The 21,270-nt window shown below is 63.3% G+C and carries 17 protein-coding genes and 1 other RNA gene; 9 read left to right on the top strand and 9 right to left on the bottom strand.

The window, feature by feature from the left end; translation table 11 throughout:
- Positions 1-84: 84 nt before the first annotated feature.
- From NYR97_RS14220 to NYR97_RS14230, 3 genes are all read right to left on the bottom strand, one after another.
- Positions 85-699, bottom strand: a complete 615-nt coding sequence (locus tag NYR97_RS14220; protein ID WP_316694012.1) for a glutathione S-transferase family protein — start codon at positions 697-699, stop codon at positions 85-87.
- 66 nt (positions 700-765) lie between these two features.
- Positions 766-1,227, bottom strand: coding sequence for a cell wall hydrolase (locus NYR97_RS14225; RefSeq protein ID WP_316694014.1), 462 nt, complete (start codon positions 1,225-1,227; stop codon positions 766-768).
- A gap of 771 nt (positions 1,228-1,998) precedes the next feature.
- The gene (locus NYR97_RS14230; RefSeq protein WP_316694016.1) at positions 1,999-3,312 is read right to left on the bottom strand and encodes an MFS transporter; all 1,314 of its coding nucleotides are present in this window, start codon (positions 3,310-3,312) and stop codon (positions 1,999-2,001) included.
- A gap of 191 nt (positions 3,313-3,503) precedes the next feature.
- On the opposite strand from NYR97_RS14230, the gene NYR97_RS14235 reads away from it, so the two are divergent.
- Positions 3,504-3,581: non-coding RNA, sX9 sRNA (locus tag NYR97_RS14235), on the top strand.
- Positions 3,582-3,762: 181 nt separating this feature from the next.
- On the opposite strand, the gene NYR97_RS14240 is transcribed toward NYR97_RS14235, so the two are convergent.
- Positions 3,763-5,802, bottom strand: a complete 2,040-nt coding sequence (locus NYR97_RS14240) for an FAD-dependent oxidoreductase (RefSeq protein ID WP_316694018.1) — start codon at positions 5,800-5,802, stop codon at positions 3,763-3,765.
- A gap of 159 nt (positions 5,803-5,961) precedes the next feature.
- Positions 5,962-6,984 carry a zinc-binding alcohol dehydrogenase family protein gene (locus tag NYR97_RS14245; protein ID WP_316694020.1) on the bottom strand — a complete coding sequence of 341 codons (1,023 nt, stop codon included), beginning with the start codon at positions 6,982-6,984 and terminating at the stop codon, positions 5,962-5,964.
- Between the two features lie 415 nt (positions 6,985-7,399).
- Between NYR97_RS14245 and NYR97_RS14250 the strand changes: the two genes are divergently transcribed.
- From NYR97_RS14250 to NYR97_RS14260, 3 genes are all read left to right on the top strand, one after another.
- On the top strand, positions 7,400-8,497 hold the full coding sequence (locus NYR97_RS14250) for an OmpA family protein (RefSeq protein ID WP_023902839.1): 1,098 nt from the start codon (positions 7,400-7,402) through the stop codon (positions 8,495-8,497).
- A 190-nt stretch (positions 8,498-8,687) separates the two neighbouring features.
- A complete protein-coding gene (locus tag NYR97_RS14255) occupies positions 8,688-9,203 on the top strand; it encodes a hypothetical protein (protein WP_316694025.1) in 516 nt (171 codons plus the stop codon).
- 19 nt (positions 9,204-9,222) lie between these two features.
- Positions 9,223-10,074: a pseudouridine synthase gene (locus tag NYR97_RS14260; protein ID WP_316694027.1), complete on the top strand. Its 852-nt coding sequence runs from the start codon at positions 9,223-9,225 to the stop codon at positions 10,072-10,074.
- Here NYR97_RS14260 and NYR97_RS14265 read toward each other — a convergent pair.
- Both NYR97_RS14265 and kbl read right to left on the bottom strand, forming a co-directional pair.
- On the bottom strand, positions 10,028-10,417 hold the full coding sequence (locus NYR97_RS14265; protein WP_316694029.1) for an HNH endonuclease: 390 nt from the start codon (positions 10,415-10,417) through the stop codon (positions 10,028-10,030). The two genes, NYR97_RS14260 and NYR97_RS14265, sit on opposite strands and share 47 nt — an antisense overlap.
- Entirely contained in the window at positions 10,417-11,625 is a 1,209-nt protein-coding gene (gene kbl / locus NYR97_RS14270; RefSeq protein ID WP_316694031.1) for a glycine C-acetyltransferase, read from the bottom strand. The genes NYR97_RS14265 and kbl overlap by 1 nt, the downstream gene beginning before the upstream one ends.
- Before the next feature lie 90 nt (positions 11,626-11,715).
- Between kbl and NYR97_RS14275 the strand changes: the two genes are divergently transcribed.
- From NYR97_RS14275 to NYR97_RS14295, 5 genes are all read left to right on the top strand, one after another.
- Positions 11,716-12,816: a sulfate ABC transporter substrate-binding protein gene (locus NYR97_RS14275; RefSeq protein WP_205392271.1), complete on the top strand. Its 1,101-nt coding sequence runs from the start codon at positions 11,716-11,718 to the stop codon at positions 12,814-12,816.
- Positions 12,817-12,819: 3 nt separating this feature from the next.
- Positions 12,820-13,680, top strand: coding sequence for a sulfate ABC transporter permease subunit CysT (cysT, locus tag NYR97_RS14280; RefSeq protein ID WP_316694034.1), 861 nt, complete (start codon positions 12,820-12,822; stop codon positions 13,678-13,680).
- A complete protein-coding gene (gene cysW / locus NYR97_RS14285) occupies positions 13,677-14,630 on the top strand; it encodes a sulfate ABC transporter permease subunit CysW (RefSeq protein WP_023902845.1) in 954 nt (317 codons plus the stop codon). Before cysT ends, cysW begins: the two co-directional genes overlap by 4 nt.
- 7 nt (positions 14,631-14,637) lie before the next feature.
- Positions 14,638-15,669 carry a sulfate/molybdate ABC transporter ATP-binding protein gene (locus tag NYR97_RS14290; RefSeq protein ID WP_316694036.1) on the top strand — a complete coding sequence of 344 codons (1,032 nt, stop codon included), beginning with the start codon at positions 14,638-14,640 and terminating at the stop codon, positions 15,667-15,669.
- A 301-nt stretch (positions 15,670-15,970) separates the two neighbouring features.
- The gene (locus NYR97_RS14295) at positions 15,971-16,687 is read left to right on the top strand and encodes a TorF family putative porin (protein ID WP_006452587.1); all 717 of its coding nucleotides are present in this window, start codon (positions 15,971-15,973) and stop codon (positions 16,685-16,687) included.
- 710 nt (positions 16,688-17,397) lie between these two features.
- Here NYR97_RS14295 and tdh read toward each other — a convergent pair.
- Complete coding sequence (gene tdh / locus NYR97_RS14300; RefSeq protein WP_176339517.1) at positions 17,398-18,432, bottom strand: L-threonine 3-dehydrogenase; 1,035 nt, start codon at positions 18,430-18,432, stop codon at positions 17,398-17,400.
- 386 nt (positions 18,433-18,818) lie between these two features.
- On the bottom strand, positions 18,819-21,254 hold the full coding sequence (locus NYR97_RS14305; protein ID WP_316694039.1) for a TonB-dependent receptor: 2,436 nt from the start codon (positions 21,252-21,254) through the stop codon (positions 18,819-18,821).
- Positions 21,255-21,270: the final 16 nt, after the last annotated feature.

A 21,270-nucleotide genomic window follows, 5' to 3' on the forward strand; every position in this document is an offset into this window, starting at 1 on the left:
AAATCAATCACGCACGTCGATGTGGGACTCTCGTGCGGTAGGTGCTGCCGCCGCACTCTGATCAACTCGCGCGATGCGATCGGCTTACGCCAGACCTTCGGCTTTCAATGCGGCCTGCACATCGGCATCGGCCAGCATGCGTTGCACGAACGCATCCAGTGCATTCAAGCCACTCAAATCCACGCCGACCTTCTGCGCCCACAACAAGGTCACGAACAGATACGCATCGGCACCGGTATGGGTGTCGCTGGCCAGCCAGGTACGATCCTGCAGATGCGTGTTGGCACGTTCGTACAAGGTGCGCAACTTGCTGCGTGCGTCGTCGTGGCTGCGCGCAAGCAGTGCCTCGTCCTGCAGATACGCAGTGCTGCCGAAGATCGGCTTGAACGTCGGATGCACATCGGCATTGGCGAAGGCGATCCAGCGATTGATCTCGGCGCGGCTGCGCGCAGTGCCGTCGCCGGACAGACCGGTAAGCGGTGCGATGTCGGCGATGTAGTTGAGGATGGCCGCGTTCTGATTCAACGCCCAATCGTCGACCACCAACAGCGGAACCGCGCCGGCCGGATTCAGGCGCAGATACTCTGGGGACTTCATCGTGGCGGCATCGACAACGGTCAGCTCGAACGGCAGGCCCGACCAGCGCAACACGATGTGATCTGCCAGCGAGCACGCGCCGGGCTTGGTGTACAGCTTCATAGGAATTCCACGCAAGAACGAAGGCGCAAGCTTAGCGGCAACGCGTGCGCGCGTGCGTGGAAAGCGTCAGGATGCAGTGCGTGGACGCAGCTTCTGCACGCGATAGAACGTGTGGTCGCCGATGGTGGCAACCTGATACGCATTGCGCCAGCTGGGGCTCGCAATCGCGCTGGCGGCAAAGTGGCTCGCGCCTGGCACGATCTCCTTGCGTTGGCCTACCGGTAACGCCCAGTTGCGCTCTGCGGCCAATGCCACACCCAACGCCTTGTTCCAGGCATCGTCATTCTTGAGCTGAGTTCCCGGTGACACGATGGTCGGCGCGAACTGCTTGCGCGCGGTGACCACCTGACACATCGAATCGCCCCACAAACCACTGTCCAGACGACGCAACGCGACTTCTGCAACGGCTTGTTGGCCACGTACGGTCTGGTCGCGTGCTTCCAGGTATACGGTGGTACTCAAACACAACGAATCTGCAGCCGGCTGCGGCAATAATTGCGACAGCCAAAGTATCCAAGCCAGTTTCATAGAACTCCTTGCTCCGTATGGGCCGATCCGCAGGCCATCCAACGTGGATGCACCAGTGCGAAGGGCTTGGCGTCATGGGGAGGCGACCTGCCAAGGGCCGCCAAGTCTCCGGCGAAAGACACATCTGCCGAAGGTGCCCACCAAATGCGATGGGTCAAAAAGTTGGCGCAAGGTAGGCGGCGATCACATAATCCCTGCTGAATGGGCAGGGTTGACGCGCGTGATTGCCTGCTGTGTCTACTGCTTCGCTGGATGAGAGCTTTGCGATGCAACATTGAGATGCGTCGCATCGATGTAGCGACTGCAGATATTGAGACTTAGATCTGCGCGATACGCATGCAGTGTTTGGCAATTGCACAGTGTGATGGTCTTGCGCTGCATGCACGAAGTTGCGTATGTCGCAACAAATATGTTCTGCGCTACACGCCATCATCACTCGCTACTATGTGTAGGCGCCGATTTCAGGCGCATTGACGATGTATCGAGATGCGCATGCGGGTGTGCTTAACGCAATGGCCCGCGCATGACTTGCGTTGATAGCTTCGCGCAGGCGTATCAGTGTCAGCAGCGTACGACGATGTCTTGTTAGACGCTCTAATTCGCTGCAGTTTTGAACTCTTCGTGCGTATCGAATGAGACGCTTCAATTCGGCGTGGCACAGAAGATTTCTGCGCATGTACTGCATGCACTGCGATTGCTGGTGCGGATCATTGCAATCAGCGAAGAACGTCAGGCGCAATCGCTGAAGCTCTTGGTGCGGTATCGGGACGATTACACGTGGCGCGAAGGCAGCGCTGCTGCGACAGATCTGCGTTTTCCAGACATCACAAAGGCGCTGCCGGCCCAGGCGATCAACACGCACAGCACGCCGCAAATCATCGGACCCAATGCCATTGCCCATGCCAGATGCGCGTTATGACCAGAGCGATAGTCGGATGCGCCAAGTAGCAATCCGATCAATGCACTGCCTGCTGCCAATGCAAGTTGGGCGGTGGCGGTGAGTGCGGCGAATCCGCGCGCCTGCTGTGCTGGGCCGTGGCGCGAGGCGAGTTCTGCATGCCGTGCCCAGACCCATTGCCCGGCACTGCCCGCCGCCAGACCCATGCCGAAGGCCAAGCTGGCATCCAGCACGGTGTGGCGAGAGACCGCCATGGCGAACACCAGCCCAAGTACGGCCAACGCCGCTCCGCTGACGCCTAGTCGGCGCATTGCCACGGTCGGCCAGCGGGCAGCCAAGGGCTGCACGAAGACGCTGCCAAGCGCATAGGCAATCAACACCGCGCTACCCCATCCCGCCGAGCCCATACGCGACTGCGCCAGATACGGCGCCAATTTGGTAAATGTCTGCAGCGCCAACGCCAGTGCTGCGATAATGGCCAACGGCAGCAACTGATCTCGCTGCCATCTTGGCGCAGATGGCGGCGCTGGAGCGCCTGCAATCACGTGTGCGTAGGGCTGCAGCGTCTGCCGTAACCACCACGCCGATAGCAGTGCAAGGCTGCCGGACAGCGCGACGATCATCAGTGCAGTCGATGCGGCGGTGTGCGTGCTGTCTTTCAGTAGCAGGCCGATCGCTGCGCTGACCAACAACGCGGCCAGCCCGCTCCCGCTCAGACGCAGCGCGCTGACGCCGCGCGCGCCATGCCAAGGCCAGTGCCCCATTCCCAACAAGGTGTTCTGAGCCACGTCGCCGATCGCATATGCGGCGCGAAACGGCAGGCTGAGCAGCAGTACGCTGATCAAGCGGATATCCGGCGGAAATGCCGGCGTGACAAAGACCAACGACAAGGCGACAGCTGCCAGCGCAATGCCGCGCCATTGCGACCGCCCAGCCCATGCCAGGCTGGCGCCGGCACTCCAGCGCTTCGCTGCGAACACACCCATCACCGCGCTCACGACCAGGCCGCCAGCGACCGAGACGCCGGCCGCAATCGCGCCCAGTCCGACGTATTCGGTCAACGCAAAAATCAGCAGCAATTCGGCGGTGTACCAGAGCAGGCTCTTGCCGAAATGCGCCGCAGCGTAGGCCAGCAACGCTGCGGGCGGGAGGGTAGGCGGCGGCGATGCAGTCCGGGTCGATGGCATGCCGGGTTTATAGCCGAGCCGCGCGACAGAAAAAAGAATGTACCGAGCATGCTCCGACCAGTGGCGTACCCGGTGGTGTCGCGCCATTGATGGCAGAGTCGACGCCGGCGCCGATCTGTCTCTGTCTAATAGCGGCTAACAAAGCTACTGCGCTCACCGCCAGGCGGGCGCGGTAGGTGCTCGGAATCCTGATTTACCACTCGTATCACTGCGGTTCCGAGCACGCCATCCACGCCCACCTGACGACTGCTCGCTACGTTTTGTCAGCCGCTCTAAGGCGCCCACGCGCACTTGCGTAAGCGTCTGCCGAGCAGACTTGCGGTTGCCTTAAAGACCGCCGATATCAGCACCGAAGTGAAATCAATGCGGCTCTCTTGCAGACGCACACACCCCGCTCTGGCGTCGTAATGAAGAACGGCTGTGGCTTCCACGACATCGCGTGCAAGCGCGTTACAAGGTTGCCGCCAACCGGCACGCCTGATTGATCGCACGCTTGGCATCCAGTTCGGCGGCAACATCCGCACCTCCGATCAGATGCGTTTGCTGCCCGTTGGCCTGCAGCGCGGCCAGCAGTTCCCGACGCGGTTCCTGCCCGGCGCAGATCACCACCGTGCCGACATCGAGCAGTTGTTCGGTGCCTTCAACGCGGATCCGCAGCCCTGCATCGTCCACGCCCAGATACTCCACGCCGCCGAGCATCTTGACGCCCTTGGCCTTGAGCGTGGCGCGGTGGATCCAGCCGGTGGTCTTGCCCAGACGCGCGCCGGGTTTGCCGGGGCTGCGCTGCAGCAGCCAGACCTGACGGGCAGGGCGCTCGGGGTGCGGTTTGGCCAATGCGCCGCGTGTTTCGAAGCTCGGGTCCACGCCCCATTCGGCCATCCAGCGTACCGGATCCAGCGATGGCGAGACGCCTTCGTGCACCAGAAATTCGCCGACATCGAAACCGATCCCGCCGGCGCCGATGATGGCGACCTTGTCGGCCGCTACATGGCGGCCCAGCACGACGTCCAGGTAATTGACCACCATCGGATGATCGGCACCGGGGAAGTCCACCTTGCGCGGCTCGATGCCGGTGGCCAGCACAATCTCATCGAAGGCCTTGAGGTCGTCCGCCTGCACGCGTGTCTGCAACCGCAGCGCTACGCCGGTGGCTTCGATACGGTGCCCGAAATAGCGCAGCGTCTCGTTGAACTCTTCCTTGCCCGGGATGCGCTTGGCGACATTGAATTGCCCGCCGATTTCATCGCTTGCATCGAACAAGGTCACGTTGTGTCCGCGCTCGGCCGCCACCGTTGCGCAGGCCAGTCCGGCAGGGCCTGCACCGACCACCGCGATGCGCTTTGGCGTGGTGGTCGGCGTGTAGATCAGCTCGGTTTCGTGCACTGCGCGTGGGTTGACCAGGCAGCTGGCCAGCTTGTTGTCGAACACATGATCCAGGCAGGCCTGGTTGCACGCGATGCACGTATTGATCGTGTGCGACTGACCGGCGCTGGCCTTGTTGGCCCATTGCGGGTCGGCCAACAGTGGACGCGCCAGCGACACCATGTCGGCTGCGCCGTCGGCCAGGATGCGCTCGGCCACTTCAGGCATGTTGATGCGGTTGGTTGCCACCACCGGAATGCGCAGGTGCGGCCTGAGCTTGGCGGTGACACCTGCAAACGCCGCGCGGGGTACCGATGTGGCGATGGTCGGAATGCGCGCCTCGTGCCAGCCGATGCCGGAATTGATGATGGTGGCGCCGGCCGCCTCGATCGCCTGCGCCTGCGCCAGGATCTCCTGCCACTGGTTGCCGTCATCGACCAGATCCACCAGCGATAGCCGATAGATGATGATGAAGTCCGGCCCGCATGCCTCGCGGATGCGCCGAACGATCTCCACCGCAAAGCGCATGCGCTTGGTCGCATCGCCGCCCCAGGCATCGCTGCGCTGGTTGGTGCGCGCGGCGGTGAATTCGTTGATCAGATAGCCTTCGGACCCCATCACCTCCACGCCGTCGTAACCGGCCTCGCGCGCCAGCCGCGCTGCGCGCGCATAGGCCGCGATCTGCCGATCCACCGCACGTGCCGACAACGCGCGCGGGGTGAACGGGTTGATCGGCGCCTTGAGCCTGGACGGCGCCACCGACAACGGGTGATAGGCATAGCGCCCGGCGTGCAGCAGCTGCAGGCAGATCTTGGCGCCGTGTGCGTGCACCGCACGGGTGACCTGACGATGCGGGCGTACTTCCCACGGCCACGACAGCTTGCCGCCGAACGGCTTGAGCCAGCCCACCACATTCGGCGAAAACCCACCGGTGACGATCAGCCCGACGCCGCCGGCCGCGCGCTCGGCGAAATACGCCGCCAATTTGGGGAAATCGCGCGCACGGTCTTCAAGACCGGTGTGCATCGAGCCCATCAGGACGCGATTGCGCAATTGCGTGAAACCCAGATCGAGCGGGGTGAACAGGTGCGGGTAGGGCGAGTCAGGCAGGCCGGTGGCGGGCGACATGATATGGATACGCTGGCGTACGGAGTGCGCACGATGCAGGCAAACGGGCGTGTCGGCAAGTCTTGACGCGCGCGGCCAGTGCTGTCGGCAGCCTGCTTGAGAGGGTCGGACCCGCAAGCCCGCGCAAACGCAGCGGGCAAACTCGACCAGTGACGCCGATTACCAGCCCGCCAGCACCAACTTGCCGATCGTGCTGCCGCTTTCCAGCCGCCGATGCGCCTCGCGCAACTGCTGCGCATTGATCGGCGACAGCGTCTCGGTCTGCGTGGTACGCAGTTCGCCCGCATCGATCAGGCTGGCGGCACGATTGAGGATGCGGTGCTGCTCGACCATGTCTTCGGTGGCGTAGCGGGCACGCGTGAACATCAGTTCCCAGTGGATCCCGATGCACTTGGATTTGTACGGGTCGCCGATCGACAGCGGGCCACGCGGCTCCACGATCAAGCCCACGTGTCCCTGCGGCGCCAGGATCTCGCCCAACTGCTGCCAGTAGCGGTCGGTGTCGGCCAGATTGAGCGCCGCATCCACACTCTGCAGGCCTAGCGCCTGCAATTGCGGGTGCAACGGTTGGTGGTGATCGATCACATGCTGCGCGCCCATCTGGCGCACCCATTCAATCGTCTCCGGCCGCGATGCCGTTGCGATGACCGTGAAGCCGGCATGCCGCGCCAGCTGGATCGCAATGGAGCCCACGCCACCGGCACCCCCGATGATCAATAAGTGCTTGCCGCGATTGCGTGCGCCGTCGAAGGCGAACGGCATGCGCTGGAACAACAACTCCCACGCGGTCAGCGTGGTCAGCGGCAACGCAGCCGCCTCGGCGAAGCTGAGCGAGGTCGGCTTGCAGCCGGCGATGCGCGCATCGACCAACTGGTACTGCGCGTTGCTGCCCGGCCTTCCGATATCTCCTGCGTAATAGACCTCATCGCCCACCACGAATGCAGTGACCTCCGGGCCTACTGCTTCGACCACGCCGGCGGCGTCGTAGCCGAGAATTTTCGGCGCATCCAGTGTTTGCGGCTTGGGCGCACGCACCTTGGTGTCGACCGGATTCACCGAGATCGCCTCTACACGCACTAATAAGTCATACCCGGACGGCGCCGCGGGCGTCGGAAGCTCCATGTCAAGCAGCGACTGGGGATCGTCGATTGGAAGATGGCGAGTGATGGCGATGGCTTTCATCGAGGCGCTCTGTATGGGGAAGTTCAGGGTGCGTTGTGATGCCGTTGGCCCGCAACCACCCAGCCCACAATTCAGCTCGGACTAGGGCTCGCATTCACCAATGTGGTTGCGGAGTCGTGCCGCCCGTCCCCCTGGGGGGCAGACCGCAAGCGTATTCAACTGGCTTAATTGGGCTGCCGTTCATGCGGGGCACTTGTGCTAACTGGGCGCCCGGTCCTTTTCTTCATGAAACTGTATACGTAGTATTGAGTGGGATCGCCGGGCCTGTTGATTGCTTTCACATGTTATATGTCCGTTAACGCGATCTTCACTGAAGCCGGCTTAATCTGCGCCCCGATGGCTCTGGATGTGACGAGCATCTTTACCAAGAACAACGCCTCTATCGGTTTATCTCCCAAAGAACGGAGCTGTATACATGAATAAGAAAATTCTCACTGCCGCGTTGCTTGGCGGCCTGGCGTTTGCCCAGGCTGCTTCCGCGCAGGAATTCGATGACCGTTGGTACCTGACCGGTAGCGCTGGCTTCAACTTCCAGGACAGCGATCGTCTGACCAATGATGCTCCGTTCGTGACCCTGGGTCTGGGCAAGTTCGTCAGCCCGAACTGGTCGATCGACGGCGAGCTGAACTATCAGAACCCGAATTTCGATGCCAACCAGGATCAGAACTGGAGCCAGTACGGCATCTCGTTCGACCTGCGTCGCCACTTCATCGCTGAAGGCCGCGGCTGGAACCCCTACCTCCTGTTCGGCCTGGGCTACCAGCGTTCGGAAGAAGAGTTCGACGCAACCCCGAACCCGGTTTCGCCGGGCCAGCAGAAAGACGGCAACTTTGCCGCCAAGGCTGGTGTCGGTCTGCAGACCACCTTCGACAAGCGCGTTGCCGTGCGTGCCGAGTTGGCCTACCGCGCTGACTTCAACGACCAGAGCGTTGCTGCTCCGCAGGAAGACTGGTTCGGCGACGTGCTGGCTTCGGTCGGCGTCGTGATCCCGTTGGGACCGGCTCCGTCGACCGCTCCGCCGCCGGCTCCGGCTCCGGTTGCCCCGAGCTGCGCAGACCTGGATGACGACGGTGACGGCGTCAACAACTGCGACGACAAGTGCCCGGCTTCGCAGCCTGGCCAGACCATCGGTCCGGACGGTTGCCCGGTTCCTGTGTCGATCGACCTGAAGGGCGTGAACTTCGACTTCAACAAGTCGACCCTGCGTCCGGACGCACAGTCCATCCTGAGCGAAGCGACCGAGATCCTGAAGCGTTACCCCGACCTGAAGGTCGAGGTTGCCGGTCACACCGACTCGAAGGGTACCGACGCGTACAACCAGAAGCTGTCCGAGCGTCGTGCGACCACTGTGTACGACTACCTGACCAAGAACGGCGTTGATGCGTCGCGTCTGGTCGGCCCGATCGGCTACGGCGAGAGCCGTCCGATTGCTCCGAACGCCAACCCGGATGGTTCCGACAATCCGGAAGGCCGTGCTAAGAACCGTCGTACCGAGCTGAACGTCCAGAACTAATTGGACCGCTAGCTGTCCCATACAAAACCCGGCCTTGTGCCGGGTTTTGTCTTTGTAGGACCAGGAAAAGTGCGTCGAGTCGCCGCCAAACCTGTCTGTGTTGCCATCCAGGCACGGTTCCGGTTGAAACAGCGTTCATCGCTGCCTACACTCACCGCGTCAACACCAAACTCATAATTGGAAGAACCCGATGCTGCGTACCGCTACGGCAGGTTTGCTCTGTCTCGCTTTGATTCCTGCCGCTTACGCCGCCCCGAACTGCGCCGGCAGCACGGTGTCCCAGCCGCTGCCGTTGCCTGCCACGGTGATTGCGCCGGCGGCCGCCGAGTTCTACACCCGTAGCGTCCAGCTGGGCATGCCCACCGGCGTGTTGGCCCAGCCCTATACCAGCGAGCAATCGGTGGACCGCGTGCTGCTGCGGTTGCGCGTGGAAGGCTGCCAGGACCTGGCCAAGGTGATTCCGCCCGGCGGCACGGTCAATTCGAACGATCCGGCCGCCTACAAGGCGACCACCGCGTTCGACAACACGCCCTGGCGTTTTGACATGAGCCAGAACGGCAAGCGCATGACTGCCGAAGAATTCGATGCCTGGATGAAGGCGCGCGGTGTGCGTGTGGTCAAGGCGCGTCCGGTGGCTGCGCCGGCTCCGGCCGCTGCGGCAGCTGCAACGCCTGCGGCCGACGCCAAGTCGGTCGAAAACAAGTAAGCGGCACGGTCGGGACGGCATGACCCGGCGGCTTCCGCCGGCAACGTCCCGGCAACGCAAGCGTGGTCCTGCTGGTGCTTCGCGCGCCTCCGCTACGGCCATGGCGACCACCGCACCGCGCCACGGGCTGGCGCGCGTGCTGTCTAAATTGGGCGTGTGTTCGCGTACCGAAGCGGCACGCTGGATCGTCGAAGGGCGGGTCAGCGTGGCTGCGCGTGTGGTCCACGACCCCGAATATCCGATCCGCGCCGATCAGCAGTCGAGCATCACCGTCGACGGGCAGGCGTTGGCCGGGCCGGCGCGCTGCTATCTGATGCTCAACAAGCCGCGCGGCGTGGTCACGACCGTGCGCGACGAGCAGGGCAGGGCGACGGTGTATCGCTGCTTCGATGGTGCCGGATTGCCGTGGATCGCGCCGGTCGGGCGATTGGACAAGGCCAGCGAAGGGCTACTGCTCTTCAGTAACGACCCGCAATGGGCGGCGGCGCTGACCGATCCTGCGACCGGGCCGGACAAGACCTATCACGTGCAGATCGATTGCCGCCCGAGTGCCGAGCAACTGGCGCAGTTGCAGGCCGGTGTGGTCGATCCCGATCCTGAGGGCGATGGTGCGCTGCTGCGTGCCAAGCACGTTGGCGTGCTGCGCGAAGGCGAGCGCAATGCGTGGCTGGAGATCGTGCTGGACGAGGGCCGCAATCGGCAGATCCGTCGCTTGTTGGCGGCGCTGGAAATTGGGGTGCTGCGACTGGTGCGGGTGGCAATCGGCGCGCTGGCGATGGGTGAGTTGGGCAAGGGTGCGTGGCGCATGCTCAGCGCCGAGGAAGTCAGGGCGCTGACGGCGGCTCCCGCCAGCGCGCCAGACGCGCGCTGAGCAAGGCGCTGACGACTTCAAAAGCACGTGCGTCGCCGGCGCCGTTGGCATCGTGACGGCGACCCTTGGCGTGATTGCAGCTGGCACAGGCCAGGGCAAGGTTGCGCGCCGCATTCGCATCGTCGCCGACCATCGCGCACAGCGCGGCCGCCGCGCGACGGCCGAACCAGGCCTGTGGGATTACGTGTTCCAGCGTGGTGTGGCCGAGCGGTTCGCCATCGGCGCGCAGTTGCAAACGCCGACGGCAATGCAGGCAGCGGGTTTCCCAACTGCCGTCCAGTAAATGCGCCTGGGCATCGGTGTGCGCCGCCAGCAACAGCCGTTGGCGCAGCACCGTGCGCATCAGTCTTTGATGACGTCGAGTTCGCGGCCGATCTTGATGAACGCGTCGATCGCCTGATCCAGCTGCGCGCGGGTGTGCGCGGCGCTGATCTGGGTGCGGATGCGCGCCTGGCCCTTGGGCACCACCGGGAAGAAGAAGCCGATGGCGTAGATGCCTTCTTCCAGCAGGCGCTCGGCGAATTTCTGCGCCAGCGGTGCGTCGTAGAGCATCACCGGGCTGATCGGATGCACGCCAGGTTTGACGTCGAAGCCAGCGGCGGTCATGCGCTCGCGGAAGTAACGCGTGTTTTCGACCAGCTGCGTGCGCAGCTCGCCGGCGGCGTCCAGCATGTCGAACGCCTTGATGCCTGCGGCCACCACGTGCGGCGGCAGTGAATTGGAAAAAAGATAAGGACGCGAGCGCTGGCGCAGCAGTTCGATGACTTCACGCTTGGCGGTGGTGAAGCCGCCCAGTGAGCCGCCCATCGCCTTGCCCAGCGTGCCGGTGAAGATATCGATCCGGTCCAGCACGCCCTTGACCTCGGCCGAGCCGCGGCCGGTAGCGCCCAGAAAGCCGGTGGCATGGCATTCGTCGATATGCACCAGCGCGTTGTACTTGCGGGCGAGGGCGGTGATCTCGTCCAGCGGGGCGATGAAGCCGTCCATCGAGAATACGCCGTCGCTGGTGATCAGCTTGGTCTTGCAACCGGCGGCATCGGCGGCCTGCAGCTGCGCTTCCAGGTCGACCATGTCGCAGTTGGCGTAGCGGAAGCGCTTGGCCTTGCACAGGCGTACGCCGTCGATGATCGAGGCGTGGTTGAGCGCGTCGGAGATGATGGCATCGTGCTCGCCGAGCAGCGGTTCGAACAGGCCGCCGTTGGCATCGAAACAGGCGGCATAGAGGATGGTGTCCTCGGTGCCGAAGAAGTCGGCGATGGTGTGCTCGAGTTGCTTATGCAAATCCTGGGTGCCGCAGATGAAGCGCACCGAGGCCATGCCGAAGCCGTGCGTGTCCAGCGCGTCCTTGGCGGCCTGGATGATGTCCGGATGGTCGGCCAGGCCCAGGTAGTTGTTGGCGCAGAAGTTGAGCACGCTGCGGCCGTCGGCGAGGGTGATCTGCGCCGCCTGCGGGCCGGTGATGATGCGCTCGGACTTGAACAGGCCCTGGGCCTGGATCGCCTCCAGTTCGGCGGCGTAGTGGGCGGTCAGCGCGGCGGGAGCGTTGGTCATGGCGATCGCAGTGGCAGAAAGAAGCACGATTTTAACGATCACGGCGGCATACCACTACGTCATGCAAAATCGGTATAAGCGCAGGCGTGTATGTCATTTCACCACCCGCGTAGCGCTGCGCAGCATGGCATGCTTGCTGTTCAGCTGCGCCCCACCGGCCAGGAGATTGCTGTGACCCACCCCCGCTACCGCCTCGTTTCGATCCTGTTGTGCAGCTTGCTGGCCCTGGCCGGCCCGGCTGGCGCGCGCGACATCGGTCTGCTCAATGTGAGCTACGACCCCACCCGCGAGTTCTACCGCGACTACAACAGCGCGTTCGCCGCGCATTGGAAACAGCAACACCCGCAGGACACGGTGACGGTCGAAACCTCGCACGGCGGCTCGGGCAAGCAGGCGCGCGCGGTGATCGACGGCATCGAGGCCGATGTGGTCACGTTGGCGCTGGCCTACGACGTGGACGCGATCGCCGAGAAGGCCAAGCTGATCGACAGCGATTGGGAAAAACGCCTGCCCGACAACAGCGCGCCGTATACCTCGACGATCGTGTTTTTGGTGCGCAAGGGCAACCCGAAGAACATCCACGATTGGCCGGACCTGCTGCGCTCCGGCGTGGCGGTGGTGACGCCCAACCCCAAGACCTCCGGCGGCGCGCGCTGGAATTACCTGGCCGCCTGGGCGTATGCCGACCGCATCTTCAAGGGCGACCGCGAGCGCATCGTGCGCTACATGCAGGCACTGTTCCGCAACGTGCCGGTGCTGGACACCGGTGCGCGCGGTGCCACGACGACCTTCGTGCAGCGTGGTATCGGCGATGTGCTGCTGGCCTGGGAAAACGAAGCGCTGCTGGCGCGCGATGAACTGGGCAAGGACAAGTTCGAGATCGTGGTGCCGAAGTTGTCGATCCTGGCCGAGCCGTCGGTGGCGCTGGTCGACAAGAACGTCGACAAACACGGCACGCGCGATGTGGCCGAGGCCTACCTGCGTTATCTGTACGCGCCGGAAGGGCAGAAGCTGGCAGCCAAGCATTTCTATCGCCCGCGTCACCCGGAATTTGCCGACCCGGCCGATCTGGCGCGTTTCCCGGACATCAAGCTGGTGACCATCCAGGAAGCGTTCGGGTCGTGGGACAAGGCGCAGCAGGAACACTTCGCCGACGGTGGTGTGTTCGATCAGATCCAGGCAAAAAAGTAGGCAATGCAGATGTCGGTTGCACCCCATCCAGCGCCGTCATCGCGCCGACGCGTGATGCCGGGGTTGGGTTTGAGTCTTGGAATTACGCTGACCTGGCTGGGATTGATTGTGTTGATCCCGCTGCTGGGCATCTTCATCAAAACCAGCGGATTGGGTTGGGACGGCCTGTGGCGGGTGTGGAGCGAGCCACGGGTGTTGTCGGCGTTGCAGGTGAGCTTCGGTACGGCGTTCGTGGCCGGCGCCTTCAACGCACTAATGGGCACCTGGGTGGCGTGGGTGTTTGTGCGCTACAACTTCCCGGGCAAGCGCTTCTTCGACGCGGTGATCGATCTGCCATTCGCGTTGCCCACCGCAGTTGCGGGTATCGCGCTGACTGCGTTGTACGGCGGGAACGGCTGGGTCGGGCGCTGGCTGGAGGCGGTCGGCATCAAGGTCGCCTATACGCAGTTGGGCATCGTGCTGGCGCTGGTGTTTGTCGGCCTGCCGTTCGTGGTGCGGGTGGTGCAGCCGGTGCTGGCCGAGAGCGAGCGTGAGCTTGAAGCGGCCGCCGCTACGCTGGGCGCATCGCGCTGGCAAACGGTCTGGCGGGTGGTGCTGCCGGGACTGTGGCCAGCGGTCCTGACCGGGTTTGCGCTGGCCTTCGCGCGTGGCGTGGGTGAGTACGGTTCGGTGATCTTCATCGCCGGCAATCTGCCCAATTCCACCGAGATCGCGCCGCTGCTGATCACCATCCGGCTGGAAGAATTCGATTATGCCGGCGCCACCGCGATTGCGGCGGCAATGCTGCTGCTGTCGTTCGTGATCCTGCTGGTGGTCAATACGCTGCAGGCACGCCTGCTGCGCCATCAACGGAGGCCTGCATGAACGATGCTGTGTCGTCGCTGCCCTCCATGCTGCAGAACCGCACAATGACCGAACAGGCGCGCCGCATCACCGACTCGGCCACCAACGAGCCTCGCTGGGTGCAGTGGCTGATGATTCTGGGCGCGCTGCTGTTCCTGCTGGCGTTTTTGCTGCTGCCGCTGGTGCTGGTCTTCGCCGAGGCGCTGCGGGGTGGTTGGGAAACGTTTTTGCGCGCAGTGGTCGACCCGGACGCGTTGTCGGCGATCAAGCTGACCTTGATCGTGACTGCGATCGTGCTGCCGCTGAATCTGGTATTCGGCGTGGCAGCGGCGTGGGCGGTGAGCAAGCATCGCTTTCCCGGCAAGCGCTTGCTGATCAGCCTGATCGATCTGCCGTTTTCGGTATCGCCGGTGGTGGCGGGTTTGATCTTCGTGCTGATCTTCGGGCGCAGCGGTTGGGCGTGGCCGTTGATCGACGAAGGTTGGCAGGTGCAGCTGCCGTTTTTTGGCGAGATGCTGATTCAGCTGCCGCGCATCGTGTTCGCGCTGCCGGGCATCGTGCTGGCGACGACCTTTGTCACGTTTCCGTTCATCGCGCGCGAGCTGATGCCACTGATGGAGCAGCAGGGCAGCGATGAAGAGCTGGCCGCATTGAGCCTGGGCGCGAGCGGCTGGCAGATGTTCTGGCGGGTGACCCTGCCCAATATCCGTTGGGGCCTGATGTACGGCGTGCTGCTGTGCGCGGCGCGCGCGATGGGCGAGTTCGGTGCGGTGTCGGTGGTGTCCGGGCATATCCGCGGGCGCACCAATACGCTGCCGTTGCATGTGGAAATTCTCTACAACGAATACGCCTACAGCGCCGCGTTTGCGTGTGCCTCGCTGCTGGCATTGACCGCGCTGCTGACGCTGGCGCTGAAGACGTATCTGGAATGGCGACACGGCGATTCGCTCGCCGCCAACCACCGACATTGAGGTGAACATGGGCATCCGCATCCACCGCCTGCGCAAGCAGTTCGACACGTTCACCGCGCTGGACGACATCACGTTGGACGTGCGTCAGGGTGAGTTGCTGGCACTGCTGGGGCCGTCGGGCTCAGGCAAGACCACGTTGTTGCGCATCATGGCCGGGCTGGAGCATGCCGATGGCGGGCAGTTGCTGTTCGGCGACGAAGACGCCACGCGCATGAGCGTGCAGTCGCGCCGGGTCGGCTTCGTGTTCCAGCACTACGCGTTGTTCAAGCATATGGACGTGTTCGAGAACATCGCCTTCGGCTTGCGGGTGCGGCGCGGTAACGAGCGTTGGGCTGAAGCGCGTATTCGCGCACGCGTGGAAGAATTGCTGGCGCTGGTGCAGTTGCATGGCCTGGAGCAGCGCTATCCCACCCAGCTGTCCGGTGGTCAGCGGCAGCGTGTGGCACTGGCGCGTGCGCTGGCGATCGAGCCACGCGTGCTGCTGCTGGACGAGCCATTCGGGGCGCTGGATGCGCAGGTGCGCCGCGACCTGCGCCGCTGGCTGCGCGAGCTGCATGAACGCACCGGTCTGACCACGGTGTTCGTGACCCACGATCAGGAAGAAGCGCTGGAACTGGCGGACCGGGTGGCGATCCTCAACCGCGGCCGCATCGAGCAGCTCGACACCCCGGCGATGATCTACGACAAGCCGGCCTCGCCGTTCGTGTATTCGTTCGTGGGCGCGGTGAACCGCATTCCTGGTGTGCTGGCGGAGGGTCGGATCCAGGTGGCGGGACATGCATTGCCGGCGGCCAATGCCACGTTGGCTGCCGGCCCGGTCGAGGTGTATGTGCGACCGGAAGATCTGGTACCCGATGACGCCGGTTGGCCGGCGACGGTGGCCTGGTCGCAGCGCAGCGGGGCGCGTCTACGTCTGCGCGCAACACTTGAGCCGGCGGGCAACGAGGTGGAAGTGGAGCTGCCGGCCTCGGCGGGGAGTTTTCAGCCAGGGCAGCAGCTAAGGCTGGCGGCGCGCCATTACGGGGTGTTTCCGGTGTGATTCAACGCCGGCTGGGGCCGGCATTGAATGGGGATTTGGGAGTAGGGATTCGGGATTCGGGATTCGCAGAGCGGGATCCGCCTTTGCTTTGGCATTACGAATCCCTACTCCCCAGTCTCAAGATCCTGCGCATTCAGTCGATGAGATGGGCATCCTGATCAGCACCATCGGTGGTTAACGCCTGTGTGCTGGTTCAAAGGCGTACGACGTTGATGTTGCGCTGCAATGACAGTTGGACTAATAAAGTCACTGCAAGCTCGCTTCGCGTCATCCGACCGCCCATCGTCCCAGGAGATGCTCCATGAAGCCGTCCCCCCTCGCGTGTTGTCTGTCGTTGCTGTTGTTAGGTGTCGTGCCGTTGGCGCATGCGCAGGATGAAGAAGCGCCAGCCTCGCCATTCAGTGGCACCTTTGCGGTCACCAGCGATTATCTGTTCCGCGGTATCTCGCAGACCAATGAAGAGCCCGCCTTCCAGGCCGGACTCACGTACACGACGCCGTTCGGCGTGTACATCGGCACCTGGACCTCCAATGTCGATTACGGTGCGGGCGATCCGGATTGGGAAGTGGATGGCTTTGTCGGCTACAACACCGATCTGGGCACGAACTGGAATTTCGATGTGATGGTCAACCGCTACCAATACCTGGGAGCGGGTGCGTCCAACTACGCCGAACTGATCACCAAGACCACATTTTTGAAGACCTATAGCTTGACCGTTGCCTACACCAACGATCTGTATGGGTCGAAGACCGACGGCTATTACTACGCGCTCGATGCCAACTGGACGTTGCCGTACGACTTCACTTTCGGCGCGCACGCCGGGCACAGCGTTTACACCTCGGCGCTCAGTCAGGTGGATCACGACTACAACGACTTCGGGGTGAATGTCGGCAAGGCGTTCGGTCCGCTGGGTCTGAGCGTGGGCTATTACGACACCAGCGAAGCGGCCGAATTCGGCTTCGGTCGGCAGAATTCGCAGAACCATCTGGTGGCGACTGCCACGGTCACCTGGCCTTGATGGCGATGGGCTAAGAGCGGCTCTGGCCAATTGGTCGTGTAGTTGTGGGGCGGGAAGAGTTGATGCTTAGAGTTTTCAGTCTTTACATCAGCCTTTACATTTAGACGACGCCAGAATTCTAGATATCGGTTGTTTTGTCTTGGGGTGATTGCATCGTGCGGATGGATCACTTGTAGAGCGGTTGATCTGGGGCTTGGATGCAGGGCCCTTGCCCGCCTACCATCGCGGGACACGCCGCAAGCACATCCATGTAGGCTCTTACGCGGCATCCATGCCGCGTAAGGTCCCGCGACGGTAGGCGGGCAAGGACCAGTCGAGATGGTCGGTGTGCATGGTTGCAAGCAAGGCGTGACGGGTGCTGTTTCAATAACGCCGCGTCGTATCATCTTCGTAACGCAAGCCGATCAACCTGCAGGCTTTAAAAAGCAACCGACTCACTCTCTGGTGCGGTGTCCTCACCGATTGCGGGACCGTGTGGCGGCATGGATGCCGCCACCGAGCCTACATGGACGTACTTGCGGCGTGTCCCGCGAGCGGTGAGGGCACCGCGCCCTCGACCAACTGAGCCTTTCCCTGCAGCCTCGCCGACCTTGCGTTTCTTGAAGCGCTCCGCTCGCACCGAGGATTGCTCGCAGCTTTTGCCAGCCCCCTGAAGACGGACACGCAAAAGGCGCCTCGCGGCGCCTTTTGCGTTCAAGCGTAGTGGCTGATCAGTTCCAGCTCAACACGACCTTGCCGGCCTTGCCTTCTTCCATCAGGTCGAAGCCCTTCTGGAAATCGTCGATCGGCAATTGATGCGTCAGCACCTTGTGCAGTGGAAAACCCGAGAGCACCAGTTGCGTCATCTTGTACCAGGTCTCGTACATCTTGCGGCCGTAGATGCCCTGTACGGTGAGGCCCTTGAAGATGATCTTGTCCCAGTCGCAGCCGGCGCCGCGCGGCATGATGCCGAGCATGGCGATCTTGCCGCCGTGATACATGCAGTCGAGCATGTCGTTGAAGGCGCGCGGGTTGCCGCTCATTTCCAGGCCCACGTCGAAGCCTTCCATGTGCAGGTCGGCCATGACGTCCTTGAGCGAGGTCTTGGAGACGTTGACCACGCGGGTGGCGCCCATGTCGGCGGCCAGCTTGAGGCGGAAATCGTTGACGTCGGTGACCACCACGTTGCGCGCACCGATGTGCTTGCAGATACCGGCGGCGATGATGCCGATCGGGCCGGCGCCGGTGATCAGCACGTCTTCGCCGATCACGTCGAATTCCAGCGCGCAATGCGCGGCGTTGCCGTAGGGGTCGAAGAACGCGGCCAGCTCGGAGGGAATCTGGTCGGGGATCGGCCACAGGTTGCTGGCCGGCATCACCATGTATTCGGCAAATGCGCCGTTGACGTTGACGCCAATGCCGACCGTGTTGGGGCATAGGTGCGGGCGGCCGCCGCGGCAGTTGCGGCAGTGTCCGCAGACGATGTGGCCTTCGGCCGAGACGCGCTGGCCGACCTGGTAGCCGGTCACGGCCGAACCGAGCTCGGCCACACGGCCGACGAACTCATGGCCGATGGTCAGGCCGGGTGTGATGGTGCGCTGGCTCCATTCGTCCCACAGGTAGATGTGCAGATCGGTGCCGCAGATTGCGGTCTTTTCCAGCTTGATCAGCACCTCGTTGGGGCCGGGGCTGGGGACGGGAACCTGTTCCAGCCAGATGCCCTTGTTCGCTTCGCGCTTGACCAGCGCCTTCATCGTCTGCGCCATCTGGCGGGACCTGCTGAGTGAAAGTAAGGCGGCGATTATATGCGGGGTGGGGCTGGTGCCATGCGGCGGTGCGGGAAGCGAGTGGTGTTGGCTGACCCGGATCATGGCGGGGTAGGGGCCGATGCAGCCCTTCTCCCATCGGGAGAAGGGGGCGCGCAGCGCCGGATGAGGGGCGCCTCAGAGATTTACCAGTACCTGCAATGACAAACGCGTCGCTACGCGCCTTCAGAAGTGACGCGCCGACTGCTTCGCCCGTACCCTCACCCAAACACTCGCTACGCGCCCCGGCCCGCGCTTGCGGCGCGGGCTCTCCCAGCCACGCGCGCCAGTGGCGCGCAAGCCGCGCCTTTTCGCCCCGCAGGGAGAGCGGAAAAGGCGCCAGCAACTCAGAACTTCACATCCAGACTCATGAAGTATTGCCGCGGCGCGCCGACCACCATGGTCTGGTTGTAGCCATCCGGGTCGGAGGCGACATAGCCGTTGGTGCCGGTGCTGGCGAAGTAGCGCTTGTCGGTGAAGTTGGTGATGTTGAGCGCCAGCGCCACATCGGCCACGCCGCCCACACGACCGAAGTCGTAACGCGCGCCCGCATTGAACAGCCAATACGAAGGCACCTGCGAATCGTTGAGGAAAGTGATGTAGCGCTTGTCGACGTACTTGCCGTCCAGATCCAGGCGCAGGTTGCCGAGTTGGTAGCTGGCGCTGGAGGAGAACATCAACGCCGGGATGCCGACCACGTCCTTGCCGGAGGTGGCGACCACGCCGTTGTTGAGGTAGTCGTCCTGATAGCGCGAGCGATTCCACGACAGCGAGTTCAACCAGCTCAGGCCTTCCATCGGACGCCACATCAACGCCAGGTCGGCACCGGCGCTGTGCACGGCACCGACATTGCTCAGGATCGCCGCGCAGGTCTGCACCGCAGTACATGGCGAGGTGGTCAGCAAGCGGTTGGAGAACTTGGTGAAGTAGGCGTCGGCCGACAGCTGGAACTGCGCATCCTGCACGCGGTAACCTACCTGCACGGTCTGCGATTCTTCCGGCTCCAGCGTCGAACGGCTGCGGTCGAACGCGGCCTGCGAGGTGCCGAACGGGGTGAAACCGAAGGCGGCGATGTTCTTGCTGTAGGAGGCGTAGATGTCCTGGCGCTCGTCGAGCTTGTAGTTCACGCCAACCTGCGGCAGGAAGTTGTCTTCAGCGCGGATGCGTCCCTGCGCCAGCGCGGTGGTCGGCACCAGCGATTGTGCGCGCGTGGTGGTGCTGAGCGCCTTTGCGCCGTAGTTGAGGGTCAGGCGATCGTCGAGCAGACGCACGGTGTCCTGCAGGTACAGCATGCGGGTCTGGGTGGTATAGCGCTGCAAAAAGTCGCGACGGAATGGGGTCTGCGCTTCGTACACGTTGTACAGCGAGGTGTAGCCCTCGTTGCCCAGCGCGAAGTAATTGCGCCCTTGCGTGGTGCGTGCATTCTCGGCCCACACGCCGGCTTCCAGATCGTGATTGCCCCACGACCACTTCAGTGCGCTGGTACCGCCGAAACGGTCCAGGCCATAGTCGGTGGTGCGCATCGACACCGGGATCTGCGCCGAGGTGACGACATACGGCGTCACCCACTGCCCCTCGCCGCGATTGGCGTGGTAGTAGCCGGCGGCATCCAGGGTTGCACCGCCGAACACGAACGTGCCCGACAAGCCTGCCAGGTTGTCGCGACGCAGACCGCCGCCTGCGTAGTAGCTGGCATCCAGCCAACTGTAATCATCGGGCAGCCCCGCCAGCGATTGCGGGTAGCCGTTGGCCACGCCGCTGGTGGCACCGGTGTTTTGATACGCACGCGCCATCTGCACCGCAGTGGCCCAATCCGGCTGCAGGTAATCGTAGTCCCAGCCCAGCGCGCGCTGGCTGGTCAACGACAGATCCATGTAGTCGTATTCCTTGCGCCGCGAGGTATCCACAAACAGGCTCAGACGGTTGCCGTCGCCCCATTGATACACGGTCTTGAGGTTGGCCTGCTCGGACTGCTGGTCGCCAAAGCCCTTCCACTTGTCGGTGGTGGCATTGGCATAGGACAGATACGCCGACAAGCCATTGCGATCGCCGGTGTCGCCACGCACGAAGGTGCGACGCGTCGCATCGCTACCCACCGTCTGCACCAGCCGCAGGCCGGGCGTGGTCTGCGGGTCGGCCGAATAGAACTGCATGGTGCCGCCGAGATTGGTGTTGGACGCAGTACCGAGCGCGCCGGCGCCTTGCGCGATTTCCACCGAGCCGAGGTTTTCCGAAATGATCGCGCGAGTAATGTGCAGGCCGTTGGTGACGCCGTAGCTCATGTTGCCTAGCGGAATGCCATCGAGTGTGTAGCCGAGCCGGCTCTGATCGAAGCCATGCAAGGTCACCTGCGTAGACCATTCGTAGGTGCCGAACGGGTCGGCCGATTGGAACTGCACGCCCGGCAATTTTTCCACTGCCTTGAAGGCGCTGCTGCCCGGTGTCAGCTGCTCGATGTCCTGCCGGCTGATGCGCTGCACCTGGCGCGTGCTGCCTTGCGAGACCACGTTGATCGCATCCAGCTGGGTGGCATTGGTTGCGGTATCGGCGGTGGTGACCGGCGCATCGGCGACCGGCGCGTCTGCAATGGCAGCCGGATCGGCAGCCGTTGCGGCGGCAGATGCCATGACGGGAAGCAGCGCTGCCAGGGCGAGCGCCAGCGGAGTGACATGAAAACGACGAGTGCAAGTCATGGGGGAATCCTGTTCGGGCACGGCTGAGGGCGGACGCACGGTGCAAGACCGGCGTTTCGCGACGCAGGGTGTCAACGACTCATGAAACATTGATGACGGTCGCTGT

It is taken from the genome of Xanthomonas hydrangeae, from assembly GCF_032697525.1.
In the GTDB taxonomy this organism is placed as follows: domain Bacteria; phylum Pseudomonadota; class Gammaproteobacteria; order Xanthomonadales; family Xanthomonadaceae; genus Xanthomonas; species Xanthomonas hydrangeae.